Origin of the sequence: Mesorhizobium sp. (assembly GCF_004963255.1) — a bacterium.
Lineage (GTDB): Bacteria > Pseudomonadota > Alphaproteobacteria > Rhizobiales > Rhizobiaceae > Mesorhizobium.
The window spans coordinates 173,067-187,644 of the sequence record NZ_SUGA01000001.1 but is presented as its reverse complement, the minus strand read 5'-3'; the positions used below and the strand labels follow the sequence as shown (position 1 = coordinate 187,644).

The following is a 14,578-nucleotide window of genomic DNA, read 5'->3' as shown; positions in this document are numbered from 1 at the left end:
GCCGTCCGCGTCGCAACAATTGAGATGGCGTATCGGACCAGACGGGCGGCAATGGGTCGACCCATGCGCCGGCTAATTGCAGCCGCCGATCGAGAAAAATCTGCCTGTGTTCGAGCCTTGGAAGTCGCCGCTATTTCAACTGCGTGACCAGGCCTGCATCGGGGAAACAGGTGGCGGGCTTGCCGTTCTTGGCCTGCCAGATGCCGATCGAGCGGCGCGTCTTGAAGCCGGGCAGGCCGTCGGCGCTGCCGACATCATAGCCCTTGGCCTCCAGCGCCCGCTGCAGCGCGGCGATATCCGACCTGTGCAGATCGCCGACCGGCCCCCAACTGCCGGCAAAGCTGGCGTCGCCCTTGGCGATGCGGTCGGCGGCATGGCCGATGAACAGGCCGTAGAGATCGCTGTTGTTGTATTGCTTGATCACATAGAAGTTCGGCGTGACGATGAAGGCAGGTCCGCTGCGCCCGGCCGGCATCAGCAGAAGGCCTTCGGCCTTTAATTCGCTTGCCTGAAACGCCTTGTTGTCGGCGCGCCTGATGCCCATCGCCACCCAGTCGGAAATCTTCTTGCCCTGGTCGGGTCCTTCGAGCGCACAGGAAACGTTTGCCGGCACGATCACCTCGACGCCCCAGCCGCGCCCCCTCACCCAGCCATAGTGGACGAGGTAGTTGGCGATCGAAGCGAGCACGTCGGGCGTCGAATTCCAGATGTCGGGCCGGCCGTCGCCGTCGAAGTCGACGGCATGTTTCAAGAAAGAGGTCGGCATGAATTGCGGCTGGCCGAGCGCGCCGGCCCAGGACGACTTCATCGCGTTGACCGGCGCCAGCCCGCGCTCGACGATCTCGAGCGCCGCCAGCACCTCGGTGCGGAAGAAGTCTTTCTTCGTCGACATGAACGCCTTGGTGCCCAGCACCTCGAAGGCATCGTAGGGCATCTTGGCCGCGCCGAAGCCGGTCTCGCGGCCCCAGATCGCCAGCACGATCTCGCCCGGCACGCCATATCGCTTCTCGATCAGCCCGAGCACTCTTGAATTGGCGCTCTCGCGCGCCCGCCCGCCCGTAGTGACGGCGCGGATGATCTTCTCTGCAAAATAGTTGGCGGGCGGGCCGAACTCGGCCTGATGCTGCTTCTGCGGCGTCGCCGGCTTTTCGCCGGGCAGGACGAGATCGGGCAGCTTGAGGTTCGGCTTCACGCCGAGGAAGGCCTCGTCGAAGGTCTTTTTCGAGATGCCTTTGGATTTGGCTTCGGGCCAGAGATCGGTTTGAAGCCAGGCCTGGAACTGATCGTCGATGGAGGTGGCGTAGGAGGGGATGGTGAAAAGCCCGATCAGTGCGAACAACAGAAATGCGAGAGCAAGCTTGTGAAAGCCGCGTTCTGTCGCGCCCCCCTCTGTCCTGCCGGACATCTCCCCCACTTGGGGGGAGATTAGCTGTTTCGCCGCCGCGCCTCTTCCTGCGACGTTGAAGATTGGCGAAAGCCGGCGTGACATCTGATCTCCCCCCTTGTGGGGGAGATGTCCGGCAGGACAGAGGGGGGCGCGAAGGAATGCTGTCATCTCCAAGTCCCCCAAAATCCCCTCAAAATGCCGTCCTCGATCGCAGCGCCGCGGCCAGCGTGCCTTCGTCGAGGTAATCGAGCTCGCCGCCGACCGGCACGCCATGCGCAAGCCTCGTCACCTTCACATCGAAGCCTGACAACTGATCCGTCAAATAATGCGCGGTCGTCTGCCCCTCGACCGTCGCGTTGACCGCCAGGATGACTTCCTTCACCTCGCCGCCGGCGACGCGGTCGACGAGCGAGCGGATGTTGAGCTGGTCGGGCCCGATGCCGTCGAGCGGCGACAGCGTGCCGCCGAGCACATGGTAGCGCACGTTCATGGCGGCCGCGCGCTCCAGCGCCCAGAGGTCGGAGACGTCCTCAACGACGATCAGCGTGCCTGCGTCGCGGCGCGGATCGGTGCAGATCATGCAAGGGTCGGACGTATCGACATTGCCGCAGGTCGAGCAGATGCGCACCTTGTCGACCGCCTCGCCCATGGCGGCGGCCAAAGGCTCGAGCAGTTGCTCCTTCTTCTTGATGAGATGGAGCGCGGCGCGCCTGGCCGAGCGCGGCCCAAGCCCCGGCACCTTGGCCAGCAGCTGGATCAGGCGTTCGATTTCCGGACCGGCGATTCTCTTCGACATCGCCTTGATCTAGGATTTTTCCGAGCGGTTTGGAACAGCCGCAACGACGCAGGGCCCGCCATGCTGCCATGACGGGCCCTGTGTTGGATGCAATCGGGTTCAGTTGGTTTCGAGCGGCCGGTCCTGGCTGACGATCATCGCGCCGATGGCGTCGGTGTTCTCAGGCGTCGACTGGAAGCCCATCGACGCTTCCTGCGGCGCATTGGGCACCGAGGTGATGTAGCGGCCCTTGAGCGTGCCGCCGAAACGCGAGGCGTCCGGCTCGGCCATCGGCTCCTGCATCGCCACGACCGTCGGCTTCTGCGCGAGGCGGCCGGACTTCTGCGACGGCACAGCAGCGGCCGTCACATAGGTCTGTTCGGCCGGAACGATTGCCGCCTTGGCCGGAAGCGTCGGTTCGGCAGCGTTCATCGCGGCCTGCTTGGCCGGATCCTGCCGCACGATCGTCTTGACCACCGGCTCGGCGGAAGCCACCAGCACGGGAGCGGTCGGGTCGATCTTCTGCTGCTTGTCGGAGGCCATGGCGACCATCGGCTCGTCCGGCAGCGGCTGCCAGTTGCGGCCGCGCTTCTCATAGAAGGCGTTGCCGCCGGCCACCATGGTGTAATGCATGTTCTTGTAGGGGAAACGCAGGCCGGCGGTGTGGAAATACATCGTGTTCTTGAGCTTGGCCTTGCGCTCGCCTCTCAGCACCGCGTCGGCGGCTTCCTCGACATCGGGCAGCGCCCTGGAATTCATCGGCCGCGTCAGCACGCCGGGCGCGAACTGACCTTTCTCGCCGACGACCTCGCAGATGGTGCTGCCATGCTGGCCCGAGCGAAGACGGTTCATCACGACCGTGCCGACGGCGATCATGCCGTCGCGGCTCGACCGGTTGGACTCGAAGAACATCGCCCTTTGCAGGCATTCCTTATCCTTCAGCGAGTGGCTGGAGGAACGCGTGAGGAAGCTCGGCGTCAGCGCGTCGGTCAGTCCCGACACCGACATGCCATGGGAGGAAGTGGTCTGGCTGCAGCCGGCCAGGAGCAAGGGGGAAGTGACGATGCCGATAAGCAGCAGCGGCGTCTTCCATCGCGTCGCGATCACCAAAAAAGCCTCATGTCCAAGATGCCAGCCCGCCCCGAGATGTGGCAAGAATGAGACTCTTTCAGGCAAAAAGATGGCTAGATGGTTAGCGACTTCTGGACTTGGGTAAAACTTTATGAAAGCCGCGAAATGAGCCCGTGAGCATTGCCGGCAAATGGTTAATATTGCCGTACAGGCTCGATTTTCGTTCATAATCAATTAACTGGCGAGGCCGCCTCAGAACGGCAATTTCATTCCGGGGGGAATCGGCAGGCCCGCCGTCAACGCCTTGGTCTTCTCCTGCATGACCTGCTCAACCTTACTTTTGGCGTCATTGTGGGCGGCCAGGATGAGGTCCTCGAGGATCTCGGCTTCATCCGCCTTGATCAGCGAAGGATCGATCTTCAGCGCCTTCATCTCGAATTTGCCGGTGAGCGTGATACTGACCAGGCCGCCGCCAGCCTGGCCGGTGGCTTCAAGCGTGGCGATCTCGTCCTGCATGGCCTGGAACTTGGCCTGCATTTCCTTCGCCTTGCCCATCAGGCCGAGAAGATCTTTCATCGGGTGGTCCTCTAAGATTGTTTCAGATTTCGTCGTCGTCGGACGCGGGCTCGACCGGAACTTCGGCTTCGGCCTCTTCCACGTCCGGAACATCCGGAATGCGCACGTCGATGATCTTGGCGCCCGGGAAGCGGGCGAGGATGGCCGCGACAGTCGGATCCGCCTTGGCGTCGGAGAAGGCATTCTCGCGCTTCGTCGTCTCCATCTCGGCCAGTGTCTGGCCGCCCTCCTCCTTCGACAGCGACACCAGCCAGTTGCGGCCGGTCCAGGCGCGTAGCTTGGAGGTCAGGTCGTTGAGCAGCATCTTCGGCGCGTCGTCGGTCAGGGTGACGTCGAGACGGCCAGGCTCGATGCGCACCGGCCGCACGCAGCGTTTCAACAGCACCTTGAAAGCGATGTCGCGATTGGCGTCGGCGAGCGCGACGATGTCGGCCAGCGACTTCACCGGAACGACAGGCGCTTCGGCAACCGGCGCCGGTTGTGGAACATAGGCCTCCGGCACAGGCTGCGCCTCGACCAGCCGCATGGTCTGGGCGCCGCCATTTGAACTGGGCATCCGCGCCTGCGCCACGGCACTGGCGCCGCCGGCATTGCCTGGACTTGCCGATGCGCCATTGGCGCGCGGCGCGCCATTCGGCAGCGGGCCCGCGCCTTCCAGCGATTTCAGCGCCTCGTCCAGCGTCGGCAGGTCGGCGGCATGCGCCAGCCTGATCAGCACCATCTCGCCGGCGCTGACCGGCCGGTTGGAGGACTGTACCTCGGGAATGCCCTTGAGCAGCATCTGCCAGGTTCGCGACAGCACGCGCACCGAGAGCGTGCCGGCGAATTCGGCGCCGCGCCGGCGCTCGTCCTCGGAAAGCGACGCGTCGTCGGCCGCGGCCGGCACGAAGCGCAGGCGGGTGACGAGGTGGTTGAACTCGGCAAGGTCGGTGAGCACGGCGGCCGGATCGGCGCCGGTGTCGTATTGCGCGCGGAATTCGGCAAGCGCCGCCGCCACATCGCCTTTCATGACATATTCGAACAGGTCGATGATGCGGGCGCGGTCGGCGAGGCCGAGCATGGCGCGCACCGCATCGGCGCTGACGGTGCCGCTGCCATGGGCGATCGCCTGGTCAAGGATGGAGAGCGAATCGCGCGCCGAGCCCTCGGCGGCCCGCGCGATCATCGCGAGCGCATCGTCATCGACCGAAATGCCTTCCTTGGCGGCGATCGAGGACAGATGCCCGACCAGCGCGCCGGCATCGATGCGCCTCAAGTCGAAGCGCTGGCAGCGCGACAGCACCGTGATCGGCACCTTGCGGATCTCGGTGGTGGCGAAGATGAATTTGACGTGCGGCGGCGGCTCTTCCAGCGTCTTCAACAGGCCGTTGAAGGCCTGGGTGGAGAGCATGTGCACTTCGTCGATGATGTAGACCTTGTAGCGGGCCGAGACCGGCGCGTAGCGCACGCGGTCGATGATGTCGCGGATGTCGTCGATGCCGGTATGGGAGGCGGCGTCCATCTCGATGACGTCGACATGGCGGCCTTCCATGATCGCCTGACAATGCTCGCCGGGGACCGAAAGGTCGACGGAGGGCTGGTCGACGGTCGCGGTCTTGTAGTTGAGGGCACGCGCGAGGATGCGCGCTGTCGTCGTCTTGCCGACGCCGCGGACGCCGGTCAGCATCCAGGCCTGGGCGATGCGGCCGGTGGCAAAGGCATTGGTCAGCGTGCGGACCATCGGCTCCTGGCCGATCAGCTCGGAAAAATTCGAAGGACGATATTTACGCGCCAGGACGCGATAGGCTCCGGCCTTGCCGGTCTCCAGGCTTTCCGTCCCCAAGTTTCCGGCTTCGCTCATTCGCCGTCAAAAGCTCCCAGGACCGCGACGGAAGGCGGCCGATTCCTGCGCATAGTCTCGCCCGCACGGCTTGGCGCCGTCAATGTCGCGGGAGAAAGGCGAAGAGGTGGGAGGCTGGAACAATGACCCGTTCCGGGCTCGTTAGGGCTGCTTCCTTCCGGACCTGACCCGGTTGGCGAGTGGATCGTCCACCACCAACCTCCCGCGCTCCATATCGGCAATTCAACGGCGAAATGCAAGGGGAGAGCCGGAACCCGCGGCCATATGGAGACCGGAAAGTCCTTCAAATCGCCAAGAGCGGTCAATGAATCGCTTGCAGCCACCTTGCCGCCGCTCTAGCGTTCGTTGGTTTGAAGAATGCTACAAGGAACAAAGGAAACGCCCATGCTGCCTGGCCTCAAGGCCGGTTTCACGCTGGACGCCCGTCTGGAGGCGGACAGCGAGCAGCTTATGTGGCTTGGCCTTTGCGAACTCAGATTGATGAATGATCGCCGCTGGCCGTGGCTGGTGCTGGTGCCGCAGCGTCCGGGCATCGAGGAGTTGCACGAGATGACGCCGCTCGACCAGGCGATGCTGACCTTCGAGACCAATATGGTGGCGCAGGCGCTGAAGCGGGTGACCGGCTGCACCAAGATAAACACCGGCGCTCTGGGCAACATCGTGCGCCAGCTGCATGTCCATGTCGTCGCCAGATCCGAGGGCGATCCCGGCTGGCCGGGTCCGGTCTGGGGGCATGGCATACGCGAACCCTACCAGCGCTCCGACATCAGGCGGTTTGCCGAAACGATCAAGGCGGCGCTATAAGCTGACCAGTGTCCACCAGCATATCCCGAGTCCCCATGAGCTTCCGCCTGTTTGACGCGCCCTTGCGCGAGCCGAGCCAGTTTGTCGGTTTCGCCGGCAACCGGATCGACCGGCAATCCGAGAACCGCGCCGACGACGCGGTCGAAAAGGCGCTGGCCGACCAGACCACGCGGCTGATGCTTATGCATGCCGGCCGGCTTTACCTCAAACTCGACGACGGCAAATTCGACCCCTGGTTCAACGTGGCCGAGAGCGAGACCTTCGATGTCTCGCTCGACCGTGGCGTGCTGCTCGGCTTCTCCGAGGAAGGCCCGGTGCTGGCCGTGCCGGCGGGGATCGAGCCGGAAAATCTCCCCGAGACGGTCAAGGCGATCGACTATCGTTCCGTCTATATGCAAGGGCTGATCGACGAGGCGGCGGCCGGCGCGCTGGCGCAAGGGGCGGCGCTGCTCGCTTGGCACGCCAGCCACGCCTTCTGCTCGAAATGCGGGAACCGCTCGGAGATGCGCGCCGGCGGCTACAGGCGCCACTGTCCGGCCTGTGGCACCGACCATTTCCCGCGCACCGACCCGGTGGCGATCATGCTGACGGCAACGCGCGAGAAATGCCTGCTGGGGCGCGGCCGGCATTTCGCCCCGGGCATGTATTCAGCGCTTGCCGGCTTCATCGAGCCGGGCGAGACGATCGAGGCGGCGGTGCGGCGCGAGACGCTGGAAGAGGCCGGCATCCGGCTCGGCCGCGTCGTCTACCACGCCAGCCAGCCCTGGCCGTTCCCCTATTCGCTGATGATCGGCTGCTTCGGGGAGCCGCTCAACGAGGATATCCAGGCGGACCTCAACGAGCTCGAGGACTGCCGCTGGTTCTTCCGCGACGAGGTGCGCACGATGCTGGACAGGACGCATGCCGACGGCCTGATCACACCGCCGAAAGGGGCGATCGCCCATCACCTCATCCGCGCCTGGGTCGACAGCGAATAGGAGCGCAAGAATGATCCGTCATACCGTGGTGTTCAGCTTGAAGCACGAGCCGCATTCGCTGGAGACAAAGCGCTTCCTGCACGACGCCAAGAAGATTCTGACCGGGATCAAGGGTGTCACGCATTTCGAGCAGCTGCGGCAGGTGAGCCCGAAAAACGACTACCAGTTCGGCTTCTCGATGGAGTTCGCCGACCAGGCGGCCTACACGCGCTACAACGAGCACCCCGACCACGTCGCCTTCGTGCGCGACCGCTGGGTGCCGGAGGTGGAGAAGTTTTTGGAGATAGACTACGTGCCGCTGGGCGCGGTGATCTAAGCGCAGGTCGTCGTTAGGCAACGGCGGACTGCCATGGCATTCCTAGCCCGGTGGGAGTTCCTGTCACACTCGTGGAGCGGGCTACGATTTGTACACTCAACCTCGCTATTCCTGCTCAAAAGGTTTAGGTGTGGTTGCGCAAGCAAATCTTGCGAATTGGTATGATCACCACGCTTTCAAGTCGCGAACTCAATCAAGATTTTGGCCGTGCAAAACGCGCTGCAAAGGATGGCCCGGTGATCATCACTGACAGAGGGCGGCCAGCGTATGTCCTGATGTCTTTCGATGAGTACAAACGGCTTACCGGTAAAACGCGGTCGCTCGGTGACATGCTGGCTGCTCTGGCCGCAGGCGACTCTGACCTGCCGGTTCCGCCCCGCACGGAATATGCGCCACCAGTAGACTTGTCCTGATGCTGTAGCTCGATATTCGTTACCCTAATCCGCCACCTTCCACTGCTCGCGCGAGGCGCTCGCCGGATAGACGCCGAGGATGCGCATCTCGCGTGAGAAGAAGCGCAGCTCGTCCAGCGCCAGCTTGACCAGCGGATCGTCCGGATGGCCTTCGATGTCGGCGTAGAACAGCGTCGCGGTGAAAGCGCCTAACTGGTAGCTCTCGAGCTTGGTCATGTTGATTCCGTTGGTGGCGAAGCCGCCCATCGCCTTGTAGAGCGCGGCCGGGACGTTGCGGACGCGGAAGATGAAGGTCGTCATCATCTTGGCGTCCGGCGTGGGCCGGTCCACCCATTGCTTGTTCTTGGTCAAGACGACGAAGCGGGTGACGTTGGAATCGGTGTCCTCGACATTCTTCTCGATGATGTCGAGGCCGTAGAGCTCGGCAGCCAGAGCCGGCGCCAGCGAAGCCATGGTGCGGTCCTTGATCTCCGACACCATCTTGGCCGAACCCGCCGTGTCGCCGGCGATCACCGGCTTCCAGCCGTTCTTGCGGATGTATTTGCGGCACTGGCCCAGCGCATGGATGTGGCTGTGCACCGTCTTGATCTCTTCGCGCTTCACCCCGGGCAGCACCATCAGCTGGAAATGGATCGGCAGGAAATACTCGCCGACGATGTGCAGCTTCGATTCCGGCAGAAGGTGATGGATGTCGGCGACGCGCCCAGCGATCGTGTTCTCGATCGGGATCATGGCGAGCTCGGCCTTGCCGGTCTCGACCGCGTTGAAAGCGTCCTCGAAGGTCGGGCACGGCAACGGGTCCATGGTGGGGAACATATTGCGGCACGCCGTGTCGGAATTGGCGCCGGGTTCGCCCTGGAAGGAGATTCTGTTGTTCTTTGCGGTCATGCGGATGGTCTCAGCTTGAAAGGATCTGCCTGGCACGTTCCAAGTCGTGCGGCGTGTCGACGCCAAGCGGCAGCGATTTGACGATCTCGGCGTCGATGCGCATGCCGGCTTCCAGCGCGCGCAATTGCTCCAGCCGCTCGCGGCGCTCCAGCGGCGAGGGCTTGAGCGCCACGAAGCGTTCGAGCGCGGCGCGGCGATAAGCGTAGAGGCCGATATGATGGTAGAGCGGCCCCTCGCCCCAGGGCGCGGTGGCACGGGTGAAATAGAGCGCTTTCAGCCGTGTCGCGGATCGCGGCGAGCCGACGATCTTGACCACATTGGAATTGGTCTTCTCCTCGTCGCGCACGATCTCGACGCCGAGCGTGGCGATATCGACCGATCTGTCCTCAAACGGACGCAGCGACGCGCCGATGATCTCGGGGTCGATTGTCGGCAGATCGCCCTGCACGTTGACGATCGTTTCCACTTGGCTTCCGGGGTCGAGGGCCGTCAGCGCCTCGAAGATGCGGTCGGAGCCAGATTCGTGATCCATGCGGGTCATGACGGCCTCGAAGCCATGCGCCCGCACGGCCTCCGCGACCGCCTGCGTGTCGGTCGCCACCACGACGCGGCCAAGCCCGGCCTCGGCTGCGCGGCGGGCGACATGGACGATCATCGGCGCGCCCGCAATGTCGGCCAGCGGCTTGCCCGGCAGACGCGTGGAGGCCATGCGGGCGGGGATCAGGATCAAGGTTGACATCGGATTTTGGAGCGGTCGAAAAACAGGGATGGAAAAGTGGCAAAAGGTCTCACTGGAAGCGCCCTTATAGGTGTTGCAACGCCAGAGCAAAAGACCTAGTTTCCGCCCGATTTGGCTGGCCTTTCAGGGCAGTTCGCGATACCGACGGACGGAGTGGACGGGACGGTCCGCCGGAAAAGGGAGCAAGGGGCGTATGGATTCCAACGAAGTCAACAAGCTGCTCGGCGGATTTATGGGAACCTGCTTCATCGTCTTTTCGATAGGCCTCGTCTCGGACGGGCTGTTCGCCTCGCCCGCCCCCGAAAAGCCCGGCTTCGCCATCGAGGCGCAGGAGCCGACCGAAGGCGGCGCGGCCGCGCCGGCCGCGGCCGAAAAGCCGATCGCCGATCTGCTCGCCAGCGCCAGCGCCGATGCGGGCGCCGCCATCTTCAAAAAGTGCCAGGCATGCCATTCCGGCGAAAAGGGCGGCCCGAACAAGGTCGGTCCGGATCTCTGGGATATCGTCGACCGCCCCGTCGCCGAGCACGAGGGCTTTGCCTATTCGTCCGGCATGAAGGATTTCTCCAAGGGCGGCCAGGAGCACTGGACGTACGACAACCTCAACCACTTCATCACCTCGCCGAAGAAGTTCGTGAAGGGCACGGCGATGGGCTTCGCCGGCCTGCCGAAGGAAGAAGACCGCGCCAATGTGATCGCCTATCTGCGCACGCTGTCGGACAATCCGAAGCCGCTGCCGCAGCCGGGCGCCGCCGCCGACGCCTCGGCAAAGCCGGCCGAAGCCGCCAAGCCGGCGGATGGCGCCGCCAAGCCGGCCGAGGGAACCGCTCCAGCCAAGCCCGCGGCGCCTGCTCAATAAACAATTTGTAATGGTGATATCCTCAGAAAAGCCGGGTTCGTCCCGGCTTTTCTGTTAGGAAAGCTGCATGGACAGCGACAAAGGCCGTCCCTTGCGGTTTCCACCGCCGTCAAATGATCTAGATTGCGGGTGGTTGGAACTAGCGACGAGGAGAACGCATGAAGGTTGGCCGATTCCGCACGCTTTTCGCATCGGCGCTGGCGCTCGCCTTCGCCTCGAGCCTGCAGGCCAGCTTCGCCGATGAGTGGCACACGACGTCCTCGCTGATCGGACCTTCCAAATACGGCGAGAGCTTCCAGCGCTACGACTACGTCAATCCGGATGCGCCGAAGGGCGGTACTTACAACTCCGTTGTTGTGGGCACCTTCGACAGCTTCAACCCTTACATTGTGCAGGGATCGCCGGCCGCCGGCTTCGCAGAGTTCGGCGGCGGCCTGCTCTATGACACGCTGATGGATCAGGCGACGGATGAGGGTAGCGTCAGCCACCCTCTGATTGCCGAGGCCTACAAATATCCGTCGGATTATTCGTCTGCGACCTATCGGCTCAATGCTCAAGCCAAATGGCATGACGGACAGCCAATCACCGCCGACGACGTGATCTGGTCGTTCCAGGTGCTGAAGGCCAACAGTCCGATGTACAGCCGCTATTTCGAGAACGTGACCGAGGCCGTCGCTATTTCGGACCGGGAGGTCGAGTTCCATTTCAACCAGAAGGGCAATCGGGAACTGCCCAAAATCCTCGGCGACCTCGTCGTCTTGCCGAAGCACTGGTGGGAGAGCACCGACCCCACCGGCAAGAAGCGCGACATAACCAAGTCGACGCTGGAACCGCCGCTCGGCTCCGCCGCCTACAAGATCGCAAGCTTCAAGCCGGGCTCGGAGATCGTCTGGCAACGCGTTCCGGATTATTGGGGCGCCAAGCTGCCGGTGAAGATCGGCCGCGAGAATTTCGACATCCAGCGCTTCACCTACATCCTGGACGACAATGCCGCATGGCAGGCCTTCACCAAGGGCGGATTTCAGGATCTCAAACCGGAGAACAGCTCGAGGCGTTGGGCGACATTCTACAATTTCCCGGCGATCAAGGCTGGCGACGTGATCAAGAAGGAGTTCAAGACCACCTCGCCCGAGCCGATGCAGGCTTTCATGCTGAACGAGCGGCGCCGACTATTCCAGGATCGTCTTGTGCGGGCAGCACTGACATATCCATTCGATTTCGAGACGATGAACCGCACGCTGTTCTACAACTCGAACACGCGTACCCAGAGCTATTTCCAGGGCACGGAACTTGCGTCGAGCGGGCTGCCGCAAGGCAAGGAACTCGAAATTCTGGAGAAATATCGCGACAGGCTGCCGCCGGAACTCTTCACGCAGGAATTCAAGCTGCCGGTCTATGATTCCCCGCAAGCGGAACGGAAATACCTGAAGCAGGCGGTCGATCTCTTCGCCCAGGCAGGCTGGGTAATCAAAGACGGCAAGATGGTGAACGCCAAGACCGGCGAGCCATTCAAATTCGAAGTCCTCGGCGCGGCCGACACGGACCAGGTGATTTCCGGCCCTTGGATCGCTAATCTGCGCAAGATCGGTGTCGATGCGACGCTGCGCATCATCGATCCGACGCAGTACATCAACAGGCGCAACAATTTCGACTACGACGTCATCATCGGCCAGCTTGGCCAGTCGGAATCGCCTGGGAACGAGCAGCGAGACTTCTGGAGTTCGAAGGCGGCGGACACGCCAGGATCGCGCAACTATTCCGGCATCAAGAACCCGGTCGTAGACGCGCTCGTCGACCGCATCATCTTCGCCACCGACCGCGACGATCTCATCGCCACGACCCATGCGCTCGATCGCGTCCTGTTGTGGAACTACTATACCGTGCCGCAATATTACCGCGCAGTGGTTTGGCTTGCCTACTGGAACAAGTTCGGCATGCCTGAGAAGCAGCCCACCTACCGGGGCGCCGACATCGATTCCTGGTGGATCGACCCCGCCAAGGAAAAGGCGCTGGCAGCCAAATATAAGGGGCTCAATTGATGGAGCGGCGGACTTTGCTTCCTCGCCGCGACTTCCTGGCGCTGGGCGCCGCAGCCACTGCCGCAGCGCTGCTGCCGGGCCGTGCCTTTGCCGACACCCCGACCGGCGTCAAGCTGCACGGCCTGTCGGCCTTCGGCGATCTGAAATACAAGCCCGATTTCACGCATTTCGACTATGTCAATGTCGATGCGCCGCAGGGCGGCACCTTCAACTTCTCGCCACCCAATTGGGGCCAAAACCAGAGCCCGCAGACCTTCAACACGCTGAATTCGTTCGTCCCCAAGGGCGATTCCCCGCAGCGCATGGAAATGTGTTTCGATTCCTTGATGGTGCGGGCGATCGACGAGCCGGACGCGGTCTATGGACTGATCGCCGACGGTGTCACGATCTCGGACGACCGTAACGTCTTCACCTTCTCGCTGCGCCCGCAGGCTCGCTTCCATGACGGCACGCCGCTCACCGCCGACGACGTCGCCTTTACCTACAAGCTGCTGAAGGACAAAGGGCATCCGGATTACGCGCTGTCGCTGACGCATCTGGATGACGCGGTGGCGAAGGATACCCATAAGGTCGAGCTCAAATTCTCCGGCAAGCAGTCGGCCCGCACCATCCTCAACGTGGCCGGATTCCCGATCCTTTCGAAGGCCTTCTTCACCGCCAATCCCTTCGACTCCTCCCAGCTCAATCCGCCGCTCGGCTCAAGCGCCTACAAAGTCGGGCGCTGGTCGGCGGGCGCCTGGATCGAATATGAGCGCGTGGCCGACTATTGGGGCAACGGCCTGCCGGTCAACCGCGGCCAGAACAATTTCGGGCGCATCCGCATCGAATTCTACCAGGATCGCACGGCCGGGTTCGAGGCCTTCAAGAAGGGCGAGATCCTCTACCGAGAGGAGTTCACCTCGCGCGTCTGGGCAACGGCCTACGACTTTCCCGCCTTCACCGCCGGCAAGGTGATCAAGCATGAGTTCCCGGCCGAAACCACGCCTTCCATGCAGGCCACCGCGGTCAACCAGCGGCGCGAGCAATTCAAGGACCCACGCGTGCGGCAGGCGATCGCGCTCTGCTTCGATTTCGAATGGACGCGGCGCAACTTTTTCTATGGCTCCTATCAGCGCTCCCAATCCTGCTTCGAGAAATCCGACTTTCGGGCCGCGGGCATGCCGTCGCCGCAAGAGCTGGCGCTGCTGGAACCACTGCGCGACCAGCTGCCGCCGGAGACCTTCGGTGAAGCGGTGACGCAATCGCCATCGGACGGGTCCGGACGAGACCGCAAGCAACTGAGCGCTGCGCTGAAATTGCTCGCACAGGCTGGCTGGAAACGCTCCGGCGATTTCGTGCTCAATGACAAGGGCGGCCGGCTGGCGGCTGAATTTCTGGTCGACGACGAGACCTTCGTGCAGGTCTATTCGCCCTGGGTCGCCAACATGAAGGCCATCGGCATCGATGCCTCGATCCGCCTGGTGGATTCGGCGCAGTACCAGCTCAGGCAATCGACATTCGATTTCGACCTGCTGTCGGCCGCTTTCAATTTCAGCGCCACGCCGACCCGCGACGACCTGGAAATTTTCTTCCACTCACGCAGCGCCACAGTGTCGGGCTCGCGCAACCTGTCGGGCATCGCAAGCCCGGCGGTCGATGCGCTGATCGACGCCGTCGGCGCCGCCAAGGACCGTGAAAGCCTGACCACCGCCATGCGCGCGCTGGACCGGGCCTTGCGCGCGCGGCGCGATTGGATTCCAAGTTGGTATCTGGCGAATCACCGAAGCGCCTATTGGGACATGTTCGGCTTTCCAGAGCAGAAACCCGATTTCGGCTTTCCGGTCGAGACGCTGTGGTGGTTCGACAAGGGCAAGGCGGCAAAGATTGGCAAAGCCTGACATCATCATCCGCGCGGGGC

The 14,578-nt window shown here is 63.1% G+C and carries 14 protein-coding genes and 1 other RNA gene; 7 read left to right on the top strand and 8 right to left on the bottom strand.

Features of this window, described 5'->3' with window-relative positions; all coding sequences use genetic code 11:
- Nucleotides 1–130: 130 nt before the first annotated feature.
- The 6 genes from E5X34_RS00825 to ffs form a co-directional block, all read right to left on the bottom strand.
- Nucleotides 131–1,405, bottom strand: a complete 1,275-nt coding sequence (locus E5X34_RS00825; protein WP_292559788.1) for a lytic murein transglycosylase — start codon at nucleotides 1,403–1,405, stop codon at nucleotides 131–133.
- Between the two features lie 172 nt (nucleotides 1,406–1,577).
- A complete protein-coding gene (recR, locus tag E5X34_RS00820) occupies nucleotides 1,578–2,183 on the bottom strand; it encodes a recombination mediator RecR (protein WP_126079441.1) in 606 nt (201 codons plus the stop codon).
- Nucleotides 2,184–2,282: 99 nt separating this feature from the next.
- Nucleotides 2,283–3,269: a cell wall hydrolase gene (locus tag E5X34_RS00815; protein ID WP_292559785.1), complete on the bottom strand. Its 987-nt coding sequence runs from the start codon at nucleotides 3,267–3,269 to the stop codon at nucleotides 2,283–2,285.
- A 216-nt stretch (nucleotides 3,270–3,485) separates the two neighbouring features.
- Nucleotides 3,486–3,809, bottom strand: a complete 324-nt coding sequence (locus E5X34_RS00810; protein WP_112127993.1) for a YbaB/EbfC family nucleoid-associated protein — start codon at nucleotides 3,807–3,809, stop codon at nucleotides 3,486–3,488.
- Nucleotides 3,810–3,831: 22 nt separating this feature from the next.
- Entirely contained in the window at nucleotides 3,832–5,649 is a 1,818-nt protein-coding gene (locus tag E5X34_RS00805) for a DNA polymerase III subunit gamma/tau (protein ID WP_292559781.1), read from the bottom strand.
- Between the two features lie 106 nt (nucleotides 5,650–5,755).
- Nucleotides 5,756–5,852, bottom strand: an RNA gene (gene ffs / locus E5X34_RS00800) — signal recognition particle sRNA small type.
- Nucleotides 5,853–6,033: 181 nt separating this feature from the next.
- Here ffs and E5X34_RS00795 point away from each other — a divergent pair.
- The 4 genes from E5X34_RS00795 to E5X34_RS00780 all read left to right on the top strand — a co-directional run bounded on the left by E5X34_RS00795 (nucleotide 6,034) and on the right by E5X34_RS00780 (nucleotide 8,159).
- Nucleotides 6,034–6,453 (top strand): HIT family protein, encoded by a 420-nt coding sequence (locus tag E5X34_RS00795; RefSeq protein ID WP_112127995.1) that lies wholly within the window; start codon nucleotides 6,034–6,036, stop codon nucleotides 6,451–6,453.
- Between the two features lie 35 nt (nucleotides 6,454–6,488).
- Nucleotides 6,489–7,430 carry an NAD(+) diphosphatase gene (gene nudC / locus E5X34_RS00790; protein ID WP_126062883.1) on the top strand — a complete coding sequence of 314 codons (942 nt, stop codon included), beginning with the start codon at nucleotides 6,489–6,491 and terminating at the stop codon, nucleotides 7,428–7,430.
- A gap of 10 nt (nucleotides 7,431–7,440) precedes the next feature.
- Nucleotides 7,441–7,746 (top strand): Dabb family protein, encoded by a 306-nt coding sequence (locus E5X34_RS00785; protein WP_292559777.1) that lies wholly within the window; start codon nucleotides 7,441–7,443, stop codon nucleotides 7,744–7,746.
- Nucleotides 7,747–7,907: 161 nt separating this feature from the next.
- Nucleotides 7,908–8,159 (top strand): type II toxin-antitoxin system Phd/YefM family antitoxin, encoded by a 252-nt coding sequence (locus tag E5X34_RS00780; protein WP_292559774.1) that lies wholly within the window; start codon nucleotides 7,908–7,910, stop codon nucleotides 8,157–8,159.
- Between the two features lie 24 nt (nucleotides 8,160–8,183).
- Here the strand turns inward: E5X34_RS00780 and E5X34_RS00775 are convergent, their stop codons facing one another.
- Nucleotides 8,184–9,047, bottom strand: coding sequence for a prephenate dehydratase (locus tag E5X34_RS00775; RefSeq protein WP_292559771.1), 864 nt, complete (start codon nucleotides 9,045–9,047; stop codon nucleotides 8,184–8,186).
- A 10-nt stretch (nucleotides 9,048–9,057) separates the two neighbouring features.
- Complete coding sequence (locus E5X34_RS00770) at nucleotides 9,058–9,786, bottom strand: 3-deoxy-manno-octulosonate cytidylyltransferase (RefSeq protein WP_292559768.1); 729 nt, start codon at nucleotides 9,784–9,786, stop codon at nucleotides 9,058–9,060.
- 193 nt (nucleotides 9,787–9,979) lie between these two features.
- On the opposite strand from E5X34_RS00770, the gene E5X34_RS00765 reads away from it, so the two are divergent.
- The 3 genes from E5X34_RS00765 (at nucleotide 9,980) to E5X34_RS00755 (ending at nucleotide 14,558) form a co-directional block, all read left to right on the top strand.
- A complete protein-coding gene (locus tag E5X34_RS00765; protein WP_292559765.1) occupies nucleotides 9,980–10,642 on the top strand; it encodes a cytochrome c family protein in 663 nt (220 codons plus the stop codon).
- A gap of 158 nt (nucleotides 10,643–10,800) precedes the next feature.
- Entirely contained in the window at nucleotides 10,801–12,681 is a 1,881-nt protein-coding gene (locus E5X34_RS00760) for an extracellular solute-binding protein (RefSeq protein WP_292559763.1), read from the top strand.
- Entirely contained in the window at nucleotides 12,681–14,558 is a 1,878-nt protein-coding gene (locus E5X34_RS00755) for an extracellular solute-binding protein (protein ID WP_292559760.1), read from the top strand. Before E5X34_RS00760 ends, E5X34_RS00755 begins: the two co-directional genes overlap by 1 nt.
- Nucleotides 14,559–14,578 lie beyond the last annotated feature (20 nt).